Raw genomic sequence first — 11875 nt, forward strand, 5'->3', positions numbered from 1 at the left:
CCGCTTAAATGTCGCTGAGATTCTGCGACTTGGCTTCGTAGTGAACGCGCAAGCGCTTGGCAATCGCCACGGCGTGGTCGGCCACATGCTCCAGCGCCTGGAAAATGCCCATCATCGTAATGCCGCCCTCGGCTGTCGCCGGGTCGCTCTGAATCATTTCGACGATACGCTGGCGAGCCAGCGCGTATTGCAGGTCAATCTTTTCGTCGAGCGTAATGACTTCTTGCGCGAGACCGGCGTCGTATTGGCTGTAAAGCCGCACCGCGCCCGCGAGTGAGCGCTTGCAATTGACGCTAAGGTCTTCCAGGCTGGAGCGCAGTTCTTCGGGGAATCCGCCGGCGATCTTCTTGGCGCGTCGGGCGAGTTTCACGGCGTCGTCGGCCACCTTTTCGAGCTCGCCGATCACGCCGAGCGTGGCGGTGAGCATCTTCAAGTCGCCCGCGACCGGCGATTCTTGCATCACCAGTAATACAGTTTCACGGATGACGGTTTCTTCGAGCGCGTCCACCACGTCGTCGCGGTTAATTACGCTTTCGGCGACTTCGAGGTCGCCGGTGAGCGCGGCATGGATGGCGTGCTCAATCATCTCCGTCGCCAACGAACTCATTTGAATGATCTGGCTGCGGATCAGTTCAAGGCGTTCGTCGTATTGCTTGCGGAGGCTCATATTATAAAGCGAAAAGAATCTGCGAGACGTACATCCCGCAGATTGTTAAGACGTTTTTGGAATCTAATTCGGTTCCAGTTAGGCTTCGACTTGGTGCGGGTAGATGCTGATGCGTCGCTTGCCGGTGGGACCTTCGAACTTCACTTGACCTTCGATCAGCGCGAAGAGCGTGTGGTCGTTGCCGATGCCACAGTTGGTGCCGGGGTAGAACTTGGTGCCGCGTTGGCGAACCAGGATCGAGCCAGCTTTGACAATCTCGCCGCCGTACTTCTTAACGCCGAGGCGCTGAGAATTCGAATCGCGACCGTTGCGGGATGAACCTTGACCTTTCTTATGTGCCATTTGAAACTTTCCTCTTTACTTTCCTGCCGAAACCGAGGTGATCTTCACGTGGGTTTCCGGTTGTCGGTGACCCCAGCGCTTGCGCTCGTTCTTCTTCGGCTTGTAGTTGAATGCGTTGATTTTGGCCGCCTTACCTTGGCGAACGATTTCGGCTTCCACCTTAGCACCCTTCACCATCGGCGAGCCGAGGGTGACCTTGTCGCCGTTGAAAACCGCGAGAACTTCGTCGAAGACGATCTTGGTGCCGGCCTCTCCCTCAATCTTTTCGATAATCAGGGTGTCCGATTCTTCGGCTTTATACTGCTTGCCGCCTGTCTTAATGATCGCGTACATGATTCCAATCCGTCCTGCACTTTTCCCCAGTTGCGACACGCAAAGGTCCGAAGAGTTCGTGCGAATCCTCATTATGACTCGTCTGGAACTAATTGGTCAAGGGGCTAAACGGGCGAAGATTCGCAGAAAGCTCGCCAAACCGCGCTAAACCCCGCTCGTGGGCCGCGGTGAACTCAAATTCGATGGCTTCGGTGAAGTAGTGCGCCGCAAATTCCGGTGTAAATCCATGGTCAGCCGCGTGGACTTGTGCAACTTCTTGAATTGACCCTGTTCCTTCGCGAGCCGAATCCACCAGCACCGACGTGAGTTCCTCAGCGCGGTCGGGCCGCGCAAGCCACACCGCCCATACAAAGGGTAACCCGGTGAAATCTGTCCAGGCTTGGCCCAGGTCGAGCGCGGCGACGCCCGGCGGCGGCTCGGCCATACCCAGGTCGCCAATCACCACCGCCGCGTCGGCATGCTCCAGCATCGTCGGCAGGTCCGGAGGCAAAACGATGGTTTGCGGCTCGATGCCTTGCTGTTCCCGAAGCAGAATCTGCGCCAGTTGATTGCTCGTCATCGAGCTTTCGTCGAGGCACAGTGTTTCAATCTCCGACAAAGGAACGCGATGAAACAATCGCACGCTCCACACCGCGCCGGTCGAACCGATGCCAACGCCGGGAATGACGGCGAGATCAGGGCGGCGCAAGGCCTCGATGCAGGAAACCAAGATGGCATCCACATCGCCCGCCGCCAGCATGGCGGGCAGGGCGCTGGGCACGGCCAGCCGAACTTCCACGTCCGGATGGTGACGCAATCCCCAAAGCAACGGCTTGGCGTTGAGGTACGGCACCGACCCGAGGCGAATCATTGCGAGGCTCCCGGCTTAATGGCCACCGCCACCACGCTGCTTCCCCACGGCAGCCGCACTCGCTCGACCAAGCCCGCTTCGAACCGCTGCAGTTTGATGAGCAGCCGATTGAGGCCGGGGCTCACTTGCGGCAGGCGAACTTTTGGCTCGCCCCGGCGGAGTTTGTCCACGAGGCGAATGGCGAGCACCACCGGAAAGAGCAAGAAAATCGAATAGCCCAAGGTCGGCACCTCGAACCCCGCTTGGCGCAGGCACCGGCCCACCTCGCTGCGGCGGTACCGGCGGTAGTGCATCAGCGCGACATCGTGCGGACCCCACAATGACTGGTAGGCGGGCACGCTCAGCACCAACGTGCCGCCAGGCTGTAGCACCCGGAACGCCTCGCGAAAGGCGGCCGCATCGTCGGGGATGTGCTCAAAAATATCCAAGGCGATGATGCCGCGAAACGAATCGCTCGCCAACGGCAGAGCTTGGCCATCGGCATGGACGAGGTTTTCGAGGCCCCGCGAGCGACAGAACTCCAGAGCTTCGTGGCTGAAATCCGCACCGATGATGGTCGCCGACGTGCATGCCGCGGCGAGCTCGCGCAGGGCCGCGCCGGTGCCGCAACCGAGGTCGAGCAATCGGCCGTCATCAAACGCAGAAACGTGGTGCCGCAGCAAGCGAATGGCGAGTTCTCGACGCGAGACAAACCACCAATAGTGGTCTTCGTGTTCAAAAAGTTTGCCGTATTCGTCGCTTTGCATAGCGGCTAATCGGCGCGGGGCACGCTCTCCTGCAACCGCTTGGATTTGCCCCAGGCGCGCAGCTTCAAAAGGTCGAGAATCATGCGCGAGCCATCCCGCACGAGGCTGACCTTGCTCCCCTCTTGGTGACGCCAGGTAATCGGTACTTCGGCGATGCGATAACCCAGGTCGCGGGCGATCATCAGCGCCTCAAAATCGAAGCTAAATCGCTCCAATTTGCAGCGACGAAACACGTCTTGCGCCACTGGTTGGCGGAACAGTTTGAACCCGCACTGCGTGTCTTTGATTCCGCGGATCGCGAGCATCTGCACGAGGCCATTGAACGTGCGCCCGAGCAGTTCGCGGTACAGCGGTTGCCGGACTTCGAGGTTGCTTTCGCGTAGAGGGCGGCTGCCGATGGCCACATCGTAGCCCTGCTCAATCATCGGCAGCAGCTTCTCCAATTCCTCGATCGGCGCGGCGAGGTCGGCGTCGCTAAACAGAACCAACCGGGCGTCGGCGGCCAGCATTCCCGTGCGCACGGCGTAGCCTTTGCCGTGGTTCGGCGAGTAATCGTAGAGGTGAAACTCCGGGTTCGCACTGGCAAAATCGCGAACGATGGCGTTGGTGCCGTCGGTGCTCCCATCGCTGACCACGGTGACGCTCCACGTATAAGTTTGAGCCGACAGATATTCACGCACGCGTTCCAGCGTTCGCAAGATCCGGTTCTCTTCGTTATAGGCGGGGATGATCACCGCGAGGTCGGGCGCGTTCAAAATGGCTTACTGAACGCTCGGCTCCCAGCTCTTCCAGTAGTTCGGATCCTCAATGTCGAGTGCCTCCTTGGTCAAGTAAAGCGGGGCGTAGGTATCGAGCATGACGGCGAGCTCTTCGGTGCGTGTGGCACCGAGCGAGGCCTCGACGGCGCCCGGTTGCGGACCGTGCGGAATACCGAGCGGGTGCACCGTAATGCTGCCCTCTTGGATCCCCTTGCGTGACCCAAACTTATCGTTGCAGTAATAAATGATCTCGTCCGAATCCACGTTGCTGTGGTTGTAGGGCACCACAATCGCGTTGGGGTGATAGTCCAGCATGCGCGGGCAGAACGAGCAGATGACGAACCCCGCCCCGTGGAAGGTTTGGTGAATGGGCGGCGGCATGTGCAGCTTGCCCGTGATCGGCGCAAAGTCGTGAATGCTGAACGCGTACGGGTACACGTAGCCATCCCAACCCACGATATCGAACGGGTGGAAGTTGAACTTGTACCGGGTCATGCGTCCGCGCGCCTTGACCAACACAAAGTACTCGCCCTTCTCGTCAAAGGTCTTTAGTTCGGTGGGCGGACGAAGGTTTCGTTCGTGGTACGGCGCGTGCTCCAGAAGCTGGCCGACCTCGTTCTTGTAACGACGGGGGATGTCCACCGGTCCATGGCTTTCGATCGCGATCATGCGGACCGGAAGCTGATCGAACACGAGGCGATAAATCGTTCCGCGCGGAATCACAAGGTAATCGCCGGGCCGGAACGGCACGTCGCCATACATGCTCTCCATGACGCCGCTGCCATCGTGGATGAAAAGTAGCTCGTCGCCCTCGGCGTTCTTGTAGTGGTCGGTCATTTGGTCGGCGATATTCGCCTGGAACCAGATGACATCGTTGTTGCCCATGAGCGGCACGCGGCCGGTGACCGCGTTGCCACGCGGCGACATTTGGCCCGTAATCAGGTGGCGGTGATGCAACGCCTCATCCTTAAGGAAGGTCGGCGCGACGTGGCCCGCATCCTCCCAACCGGCGACGGCGGTCGGCAAATTGATGTGATAGGTCAGGCTCATCGGCCCGCTAAAACCGCGCGTGGAGATGAGTTGCTCGGCATAGAGCTGGCCCTGCGGGCTGCGAAACTGCGTATGGCGGGTCTCGGGGAGCGATCCCAGGCGATGATAACGCGGCATGGTTGGAGTTTACTCCCCGGCGCGGATGCCGTTGCCCAGACCAGGCAGGGCGGTATTCTCTGCTCTATGCTGCTCCTCGATGCCTCCCAGCTGAGCGAACTGAAACTCGTGCGCCGCGGGAAGGTGCGCGAAGTGTTTGAGTGGGGCGCCGACGAGTTGCTCATCGTGTCCACCGATCGCATCTCGGCGTTCGATGCGATTATGCAAACCGGCATCCCGGACAAAGGCCGCATTCTCAACCAAATGAGCGCGTTTTGGTTTGAGAACCTAAGCGACGTAATCGGCAACCACGTGATTTCGACCGACGACGCCAGGATTGGCACGGCCCTGCCCAGCGGCGTTCGGGACTCTTTACGAGGGCGCACCGTATTGGCGCGGCGAACCACGCCGCTTCCCGTGGAGTGCGTCGCCCGCGGCTACATCACCGGCTCGCTCCTGAAGGAATATCGCGCCATCGGCGGCGGGGTTCATGGCCTGGATTTGCCGGGCGGACTAGTTGACGGATCGCGATTGCCCGAGCCGATTTTCACGCCCGCAACCAAGGCTGAGACCGGCCACGATGAGAACATCGGGTTCGCGGAGGTGGTGAACGTTGTCGGCCAAGAGACAGCCACGCGCCTACGCGAAGTGACGCTGGAGCTTTATCGCCGCGCCGCCGCTCACGCCGAATCGCGAGGGCTGATTTTGGCGGACACCAAGTTTGAGTTTGGGCTGACCGATGACGGCGAACTGATTTGGATTGACGAAGCCTTGACGCCGGACAGCTCTCGCTACTGGGATGGCGCGCTCTATCAGCCCGGGCAGGCGCAGCCGAGCTTCGACAAGCAATATCTGCGCGACTATTTGGAGACCAGCGGCTGGGACAAGAACCCGCCCGGCCCGAGCCTGCCCGACGACGTGGTGCTGGCCACGCGCGCGAAGTATCTGATGGCCTACGAGCGGATCGTGGGCCGCCCGCTGGACTAAATGGTTTTCGTTTACGGCCTTTTGCAAATGCTCCTCGCGCCCATTTGGGTGCCGTGGATGCTCTTGCGCGCGCGCCGTCGCGGCGGCCAAATGAACTGGCAAGAACGCACGGGCAAGCTCGCGATTAACCTCGACATGAAGCGGCCACGGCTGTGGTTTCATGCCGTGTCGGTCGGTGAGGTGATCGCCGCCAAACCGATTCTGCGCGAGATTCGCAACCTCAATCCCGACGTGCAGATCGTTCTGAGCGTGACCACCACGAGCGGCCACGACACCGCGAAAACTCAGGCCGAAGGGCTGTACGACCACTTGGTTTTCTTCCCGATTGACATCGCGCGCTTTGTGCTGATCGCCTTGCTCAAAGTGAAGCCGCACGCCGTCGCGATTATGGAAACCGAGCTCTGGATGAACTTCCTCGCGGTCGCCAAAAATCTGCGCGCCCACACCATGCTCATCAACGGGCGCATTAGCAATCGCTCCTACCCGCGCAGCATGAAACTGCGGTTTTTCTACAATTCTCTGCTGGAGAACATGGACGAATGCCTCATGCAAACCGCCACCGATGCCGAGCGCATTCAGGCGCTGGGCGCGCGTTCGGCCGAGGTGCTCGGCAACAGCAAGTTCGACGAGGCGCTGCCTTCGGGCCGAACCCGCGACGAATGGCGGCAAGAGCTCGGGATTCCCGGCGACGCGCTGGTTATCGTGGTCGGCTCGTCGCGCGGCGAAGACGAAGAGCGCATCATTTTGGACGGGCTCAGCCGATGGCGAGACGAGGCGTGGATCATCTTTGCGCCGCGCCACTTGGAGCGGGCTGACGAAGTCGCAGGATTGTGTGGCTCTGTCGCGCGACGTTCGCGCGGCGAGCGCGGGCAGTTCCTCCTGCTTGACACCTACGGCGAACTCGCGAGCATTTACGCCGCGGCCGACGTTGCGATTATCGGCGGATCGTTCGCTCCGTATGGTGGGCAAAACCTGATTCAGGCGCTAGGGCAGGGCGCGCCCGTGTTGCACGGCCCGCACATGGACAATTTCCAAAGCGCGGCCCGCGAAGCGATTGATGCCGGCGCGAGTCGCCGCGTCGAAGCCAGTGGCGCGGCGCTTGGCCAAGCGCTGGACGAGATTCTCGGCGATGCCGCCCTCCGCAAGAAGATGGGTGATGCTGGCCGAGAGCTTGTCGCCCGCTCCGCGGGTGCAAGTCTGCGCTACGCGACCCGCATTTGCGACGCTATTGCGTCCAACTCTCAAAAAGCCTAACCGCGCTGCGCACGACCACGGCGATATTCGCGCCATTCGTTTTGTCGGGCGTGAGGTCGGTTGGTTTGGCGACCTCAAATCCGTGGTTGCCGGGGTGAATTTGCACACGCACATTCGCGCCCGCGCCATTTGTGAGGAGGTGCAGCGCGTTCAGCGGACAGCCGTCCGGGTCGGCGTCGGGCACCGAAAACAGCACTGGCCGCTTCTCCGCGGCGAGTCCGGGATACCACTGCCCCGGCTCGGCCACGCGCGCGATCGGCGTGAACAACAGCGCGCCCGAGAGCTTCGCGTCAGCCGCGAAAACTTTCCACGCCACGATACTGCCGAGAGACTTTCCGGCGACCCACACGCGGTCCGGATCGATCAGCGGTTGCGCCCGCGCAAAGCGAATGGCGGCCTGCATGTCGCGGATTTCGCCCGCGTAATCTTTGCTTGGTTCGGCTTGCGCGGTGAAGAAAGCCCAATCAAATCGCACCGTCGCCACGCCCGAGGAGCGCAGTTCCGAGCCCAAATCCTTGATGAGCATCTTGTCTTTGTGATAGCCCGCGCCCGGCCCAATCACCACGCACGGAACCCGGCGCGTGCTCTCCGGAATGCCGATATTCGCGGCCAGCTCGGGTCGATCGCCGTTGGGAATTTTCACCGGCTTTTCGCGATAGGCGGGGCCAGCCAAAGCAAGCGTCAGGACGAGGACGGTCATGTCCGCAGTTTAGCCACGAGTGGCCACATAATGCACCCGATCGCTGCGTTTTCGGGGCGGCGAGAGCGTGTAACTGTCGTAAATCATGATGTCCGTGAAGCCCGCCGCGTCGAGCAAATCGACGATCTCGTCTTCGCTGTGCGCGCGCTGCACATGCGTCTCGGTGAACTCGCGACCATCCACCCAAAACTGCATGTTCACCCGAATCACGTGCGTCCCCGGATCGTAATCGCCGACCCACTTGTAGCGCACGCGGCTACGTTTGCGCGTGTCTTCCTGATCAAACATCTTCGCCTCGAAGGCGTACGCGGTGTTCAGGTCAAAAATAAACGGCGTGCCGGGCTTGAGGTGCCGCGCGATGTTGGCAAACACCTTGCGCAAATGCCCCAAATCCGTGATGTAGTTGAACGAGTCGAAAAACGAAAACGCCGCATCGAAACGCCGCTCGCTGGCGAAAGTCGCGGCGTCGGCGGCGATGAATTCCAGTTGCTCGGGGTGATTCGCGACGCGCTTTTGGGCTTCGTCAATCATCGGCGCGCTCAGGTCCACGCCCAACACGCGGTATCCCATGTCCGCCAGTAGCTCGCTCACCGTCCCCGTCCCGCAGCACACGTCGAGCACGTCGGCGGGATGCGACTCCCGCATTTCCAGGAGCAGCAACAGGTAGTCCGCCCACATTTCGTAGTCCACCGCCCCCATGAGCTCGTTGTAATAGGGTGCGATGGCTGTGAACATGGCGAGCCTTACGCGCTTACGCCGACGAATTCCGTCAGCCGACGCAAGTCCGCGCAGAGCGATTCAAACTGCGGAATCGTCAGCGCCTGCGAGCCGTCGCTCAGCGCCTCGTGTGGGCTCGGGTGCATTTCCACCATCACGCCATCCGCGCCGGCGACCACCGCCGCCTTCGCCATCGGCGCGACATAGCGCGCTTTTCCGGTGCCGTGACTCGGATCAACGATCACCGGCAGGTGCGAATATTCCTTCAGCACCGGCACGGCCGCGAGGTCCAGCGTGTTGCGCGTGTACCCCTTATCAATGCTCACAATCCCGCGCTCGCAGAGCATCACCTGCGGATTGCCTTGCGCCAAAACGTACTCGGCGGCGAGCAGAAAATCGTCAATGCTGGCGCTGGGGCCGCGCTTCAAAAACACCGGCTTCATGGATCGCCCGGCCTCAATCAGCAGCGGGAAGTTCTGCATGGATCGCGCCCCGATCTGGATGATATCCGCGTATTGCGCGACCATCGGAACCTGTTCCGGCGACATCGCTTCGGTGATCGTGACCAGATCGAACTCCGCGCCGACCCGATTCATGATGCGCAGCGCCTCTTCGCCGTGACCCTGAAACGCGTACGGCGACGTCCGCGGTTTGAACGCCCCGCCGCGCAAGAGTTTCGCGCCGCACCGCACCATTACTTCCGCGCAACGCGCCAGTTGGTCATAGGATTCGATGCTGCATGGCCCGCCGAACATGTGGAACGTGCCTTGCCCGATGCGCACGCCGCGCACCTCGACGATCGTCGGTTCGCGGTGGAATTCGCGGCTCGCCAGCTTGTAGGGTCGGCTCGTCTGCGTGACCTGGTTGACGCCTTCCAGGCCGTTGACCAACGTTTCAATGTGGTCGCGTTGGTCGCCACTCAGCGCGGCGGGGATGCCGATGGCCACGCGGCCCTCGCCGGGCAGAACGAGCGGCTCGACGCCCTGCGTGCGAATCGCGGCCGCCACCGCCTCAATCTGCTCCGGCGTGGCGTCCACGTGCATCACGATGATCATGCCTCTAGGGTACCGGACCGCCCCCCAAACGAACCGCGCCATAATGCCGCCATGCCCGCCGAATTTAACCAGTTGTACTATGAGGCCGAGCGGCCCGAGGTGCTGCCTTTTGTGCCCACACGGGTGACGCGCCACCTGGACGTGGGCTGCGCGGCGGGCGGCTTTGCCGCGACGGTGAAGGGTTCGCGCCGCTGCGAAAGTTGGGGCATTGAGTTGAACCCGGAGATGGCCGAGCGCGCGCGGGCTCGTTTGGATCAGGTGTTCAGCGGCGACGCGATGGCGCACATGGCGAACCTGCCTTCGACGCATTTCGATTTGATCACGTTTAACGACGTGTTGGAGCACTTGGCGCAGCCCGACCAGGCGTTGGCCGAGGCGCGGCGGCTCCTCGCTCCGGGCGGCGTGGTGGTGGCCTCGGTGCCGAACATTCGCTACTGGCCGGCGCTGATGACGATTGTGAAGGGCGGCGACTTTCCTTGGGCGGACGAGGGGATTTTTGACCGGACGCACCTTCGATTTTTCACGCGGACGAGCGCGGTTCGGCTGTTCACGTCGTCGGGATTCGAGGTTTCGCGGTGCGAGGGGATTAACTTTTTGGAAGGCAAGAAGTTGCGGCTGGTGAATCTGTTGACGCGCGGGAAGTTTGAGGATTCGCGCTGGATGCAGTTTGTGATTGTGGCGAGCGCGAAGTAATCGCCGCGCCCGGCCGGGGCCACGGCGAGGAGGATGCGATGCCGAGTCGGCGAAGGTGAGGGATTCTGCGTAACAGATATCCAACTTCTGGCGTTGTACTCGTGGGGGCAATCCACCTTCAATAGATATGAACAACTACATTCAAATCAAATCCAGCAATAAAGCTCAGCCGACCATCCACTTCGTTGCGATGGAGCACATTTATCGAATTGATATCGTGCGAGAAAATAGGGTCCGCATATTCTTTGGGAGCTGCTCAGTCACCTTGTCCGTTCCTTTCGAAACACCATCGATTGGCGAAATTCTAACTGCTCTTCAGAACAATAGTCCAACTTTCTTTGTGCTGGAAGGACATGACCCATTCCAGTTAGGTGGCTGATCTCAACTTTAGGCGACCGCAGGCACTGAGATGAACGGCAAATCAATGTAGTCTGCAAGGCTTGCAAGGATAGTCTGCCCGGCACCCGAGCTTCATTTAGCGAGGGTGCCTTCTGTTAGTGGAGCCTCAGTAAATGGGCGCTGATAATCACGCCGCTCCCGAAAAATCTCCGGCATATCCCGCAAAACAATCCGCATTTCCCGGGAAAAATCGCGCCAATCCCACAAAACACTCCACCGATCCACGCAAAAAACACACCCAGAACAACAAACCCCTGACGAATCCCGGGAATCCGCCGAAAATTACAACAACTGGCCATCAAACTTGGCCACGGAGAATATCAAAATGCCCGAATGGATCTATTCAAATCGATTGGAACTGCAAGTGCAGGCCACCAAGTTCAGTAACGGGATCACGAGTCTTGGCACCGGGCTCGGACTTACCGCCGGCGAAGTCACCGCGTTTGGCAACGCGTTAACCCTTTACAACAGCGACATGACCACCTGGGAAGATGCGCAGGTCGCCGAGAAAAGCGCCGGTCAAACGTTCTACAAAGACAAGGGCGACCTGACCAGCCTGATGCGCAAGTACAACAAGCGCATGCAAGCATCGGCTGGCATCACCAACGCCAAGCGCGCGGAGATCGGGCTGCCGATTCCGGGCACAAGCACGACGGTGACCCCGAAGAAGGTGCTGGAACTGCTGGCCACGCCCGTGAGCGACGGCACGGTGAAGCTAAAGTGGAACCGCAGCGGCAACGCTTCGAGCGTGATTTTCATTGTCGAGCGCAGTTCGGACGGTGTGGAATGGGAGTTCGCGGCGAACTCGACCTCGGTGAAGATTACGCTGAGCGACTACGCGCCGGGCGTGCAAACGTTCTTCCGAGTGGTCGCCTCGCGCGGCGCGCTTCTGGCCACACCGAGCGATCCGGTTGTGATCTATGGCGGCGGCGAAGGCGTGCAACTGCGCGTCGCGGCGTAACGCCAAGAGCGGAGACTGCACGAGACCCCTCTCGCCCGTACGGCGGGAGGGGTCTCGCGCTTCGTCCGACAGCCATGGGAAATTCTTTGAAAAGCAGTGAACCTTGGCTACGGCTAAGGCGTATGAGGGTAGATGGACCTTCTTACGCTAGTAGAACAACAAAAATCAATTTATCTTCGATCTTCAAACTTCGAAAAAGAGTACATTCGCAACTCACGAGATTTGGAGGCATTTCATCTTTCTGATGGAAAAGTCGTAATGAAATTT

General features: G+C 60.3%; 14 protein-coding genes. 4 read left to right on the plus strand and 10 right to left on the minus strand.

What is annotated here, in order from left to right; genetic code table 11:
- Positions 1-4 precede the first annotated feature (4 nt).
- From JNJ45_07760 to JNJ45_07790, 7 genes are all read right to left on the minus strand, one after another.
- Positions 5-667, minus strand: a complete 663-nt coding sequence (locus tag JNJ45_07760) for a hypothetical protein (protein MBL8048560.1) — start codon at positions 665-667, stop codon at positions 5-7.
- Positions 668-745: 78 nt separating this feature from the next.
- A complete protein-coding gene (gene rpmA, locus JNJ45_07765) occupies positions 746-1009 on the minus strand; it encodes a 50S ribosomal protein L27 (protein ID MBL8048561.1) in 264 nt (87 codons plus the stop codon).
- 15 nt (positions 1010-1024) lie between these two features.
- Positions 1025-1345, minus strand: coding sequence for a 50S ribosomal protein L21 (gene rplU, locus JNJ45_07770; protein ID MBL8048562.1), 321 nt, complete (start codon positions 1343-1345; stop codon positions 1025-1027).
- 85 nt (positions 1346-1430) lie between these two features.
- Positions 1431-2192 (minus strand): menaquinone biosynthesis protein, encoded by a 762-nt coding sequence (locus JNJ45_07775; GenBank protein ID MBL8048563.1) that lies wholly within the window; start codon positions 2190-2192, stop codon positions 1431-1433.
- Complete coding sequence (locus tag JNJ45_07780; protein ID MBL8048564.1) at positions 2189-2938, minus strand: class I SAM-dependent methyltransferase; 750 nt, start codon at positions 2936-2938, stop codon at positions 2189-2191. Before JNJ45_07780 ends, JNJ45_07775 begins: the two co-directional genes overlap by 4 nt.
- Before the next feature lie 5 nt (positions 2939-2943).
- The gene (locus tag JNJ45_07785) at positions 2944-3693 is read right to left on the minus strand and encodes a glycosyltransferase family 2 protein (protein MBL8048565.1); all 750 of its coding nucleotides are present in this window, start codon (positions 3691-3693) and stop codon (positions 2944-2946) included.
- 6 nt (positions 3694-3699) lie between these two features.
- Complete coding sequence (locus tag JNJ45_07790; protein ID MBL8048566.1) at positions 3700-4863, minus strand: homogentisate 1,2-dioxygenase; 1164 nt, start codon at positions 4861-4863, stop codon at positions 3700-3702.
- 66 nt (positions 4864-4929) lie between these two features.
- Here JNJ45_07790 and JNJ45_07795 point away from each other — a divergent pair, with 66 nt between their 5' ends.
- Both JNJ45_07795 and JNJ45_07800 read left to right on the plus strand, forming a co-directional pair.
- Positions 4930-5829, plus strand: coding sequence for a phosphoribosylaminoimidazolesuccinocarboxamide synthase (locus JNJ45_07795; protein ID MBL8048567.1), 900 nt, complete (start codon positions 4930-4932; stop codon positions 5827-5829).
- A complete protein-coding gene (locus JNJ45_07800; protein ID MBL8048568.1) occupies positions 5830-7083 on the plus strand; it encodes a 3-deoxy-D-manno-octulosonic acid transferase in 1254 nt (417 codons plus the stop codon).
- Here JNJ45_07800 and JNJ45_07805 read toward each other — a convergent pair.
- The 3 genes from JNJ45_07805 to aroF are packed head-to-tail and all read right to left on the minus strand — an operon-like array spanning position 7055 to position 9555.
- The gene (locus tag JNJ45_07805; protein ID MBL8048569.1) at positions 7055-7783 is read right to left on the minus strand and encodes a dienelactone hydrolase family protein; all 729 of its coding nucleotides are present in this window, start codon (positions 7781-7783) and stop codon (positions 7055-7057) included. The two genes, JNJ45_07800 and JNJ45_07805, sit on opposite strands and share 29 nt — an antisense overlap.
- A gap of 9 nt (positions 7784-7792) precedes the next feature.
- Positions 7793-8518, minus strand: a complete 726-nt coding sequence (locus JNJ45_07810) for a class I SAM-dependent methyltransferase (GenBank protein MBL8048570.1) — start codon at positions 8516-8518, stop codon at positions 7793-7795.
- 8 nt (positions 8519-8526) lie between these two features.
- Positions 8527-9555, minus strand: a complete 1029-nt coding sequence (gene aroF / locus JNJ45_07815) for a 3-deoxy-7-phosphoheptulonate synthase (protein MBL8048571.1) — start codon at positions 9553-9555, stop codon at positions 8527-8529.
- 51 nt (positions 9556-9606) lie between these two features.
- On the opposite strand from aroF, the gene JNJ45_07820 reads away from it, so the two are divergent.
- Together JNJ45_07820 and JNJ45_07825 are read left to right on the plus strand one after the other, a co-directional pair.
- The gene (locus tag JNJ45_07820) at positions 9607-10248 is read left to right on the plus strand and encodes a class I SAM-dependent methyltransferase (GenBank protein ID MBL8048572.1); all 642 of its coding nucleotides are present in this window, start codon (positions 9607-9609) and stop codon (positions 10246-10248) included.
- A gap of 724 nt (positions 10249-10972) precedes the next feature.
- On the plus strand, positions 10973-11608 hold the full coding sequence (locus tag JNJ45_07825) for a fibronectin type III domain-containing protein (GenBank protein MBL8048573.1): 636 nt from the start codon (positions 10973-10975) through the stop codon (positions 11606-11608).
- The last annotated feature ends 267 nt before the right edge of the window (positions 11609-11875 follow it).

The sequence above is a fragment of the Chthonomonas sp. genome (assembly GCA_016788425.1).
Taxonomy (GTDB): Bacteria; Armatimonadota; Fimbriimonadia; order Fimbriimonadales; family Fimbriimonadaceae; genus JAEURQ01.

What these genes read in the sequence shown, in the direction of transcription:
- JNJ45_07760 (MBL8048560.1), bottom strand. Translation starts at nt 667, where the DNA reads ATGAGCCTCCGCAAGCAATACGACGAACGCCTTGAACTGATCCGCAGC.
- rpmA (MBL8048561.1), bottom strand. Translation starts at nt 1,009, where the DNA reads ATGGCACATAAGAAAGGTCAAGGTTCATCCCGCAACGGTCGCGATTCG.
- JNJ45_07775 (MBL8048563.1), bottom strand. Translation starts at nt 2,192, where the DNA reads ATGATTCGCCTCGGGTCGGTGCCGTACCTCAACGCCAAGCCGTTGCTT.
- JNJ45_07780 (MBL8048564.1), bottom strand. Translation starts at nt 2,938, where the DNA reads ATGCAAAGCGACGAATACGGCAAACTTTTTGAACACGAAGACCACTAT.
- JNJ45_07790 (MBL8048566.1), bottom strand. Translation starts at nt 4,863, where the DNA reads ATGCCGCGTTATCATCGCCTGGGATCGCTCCCCGAGACCCGCCATACG.
- JNJ45_07795 (MBL8048567.1), top strand. Translation starts at nt 4,930, where the DNA reads ATGCTGCTCCTCGATGCCTCCCAGCTGAGCGAACTGAAACTCGTGCGC.
- JNJ45_07800 (MBL8048568.1), top strand. Translation starts at nt 5,830, where the DNA reads ATGGTTTTCGTTTACGGCCTTTTGCAAATGCTCCTCGCGCCCATTTGG.
- JNJ45_07805 (MBL8048569.1), bottom strand. Translation starts at nt 7,783, where the DNA reads ATGACCGTCCTCGTCCTGACGCTTGCTTTGGCTGGCCCCGCCTATCGC.
- JNJ45_07810 (MBL8048570.1), bottom strand. Translation starts at nt 8,518, where the DNA reads ATGTTCACAGCCATCGCACCCTATTACAACGAGCTCATGGGGGCGGTG.
- aroF (MBL8048571.1), bottom strand. Translation starts at nt 9,555, where the DNA reads ATGATCATCGTGATGCACGTGGACGCCACGCCGGAGCAGATTGAGGCG.
- JNJ45_07820 (MBL8048572.1), top strand. Translation starts at nt 9,607, where the DNA reads ATGCCCGCCGAATTTAACCAGTTGTACTATGAGGCCGAGCGGCCCGAG.
- JNJ45_07825 (MBL8048573.1), top strand. Translation starts at nt 10,973, where the DNA reads ATGCCCGAATGGATCTATTCAAATCGATTGGAACTGCAAGTGCAGGCC.